General features: G+C 64.9%; 1 protein-coding gene. It reads right to left on the reverse strand.

What is annotated here, in order from left to right; all coding sequences use genetic code 11:
• Positions 1-712 (reverse strand): phage late control D family protein (locus AVTE2539_RS26275; protein WP_284415249.1); only part of this gene is annotated, 712 nt, incomplete at both ends.

The following is a 712-nucleotide window of genomic DNA, read 5'->3' on the forward strand; positions in this document are numbered from 1 at the left end:
TGGGGCCCGGCGCGGCAGCGCTGACCTGGGGGTTTTCCTTGAAGTGGTATTCGAGACCGGTGAGCAGGTAGGCCTGGTTCTGGTCCTCGCGCGGGTAGTTCTCCAGCGTGAAGGTGTAGCCCGGGGCCAGCGCCCGGTGGCGCGACTGGCCCCGCACGGTGCTGTGCCCGGTGAGGTTTTCCTGCAGCCGCACCCGGGCATAGGCTTCGCCGTCGCCGAATTCGGTGTAGCCGCCCGGCCATTCGTAGACCTCATGGGCGTCGTGCGCATGCCCCGGCGGGGTCTGGCGCATGTTGGACAGGTCCGCGCGCGGTTTCTTGAAGTCGTAGTCGTCGTTGTAGTGCCGCCCGGAGTGGATGCTCTGGTGCAGTTCCCAGGCATGGATGTTCTCTTTGTCGGCGACGGCGGCCTTCTCGGGCGGGTAGAACGGGATGACGGCGGCGCCAGCGAGCGGACTGTGCGAGGCGACGATGTCGTCGGCCAGGGTCAGGATGTGCTGGCCGGCGCTGTGCTGGTGGTAGTAATAGATGCCTTCATGTTCCATGAGGCGCGAGACGAAGGCGCAGTCGGTCTCGCCGTACTGCACGCAGTAGTCCCAGCTGCGATACGCCCGCGTGAGCCGTTTTTGCAGGGGGTGGCCGTATTTGCCGAGCACCTCTTCGATGATGTCGGGCACGGTCTTGTTCTGGAATATCTTGAAGTCGCTCTTGCG

The organism is Acidovorax sp. SUPP2539 (assembly GCF_030158975.1).
Classification (GTDB): domain Bacteria; phylum Pseudomonadota; class Gammaproteobacteria; order Burkholderiales; family Burkholderiaceae_C; genus Paracidovorax.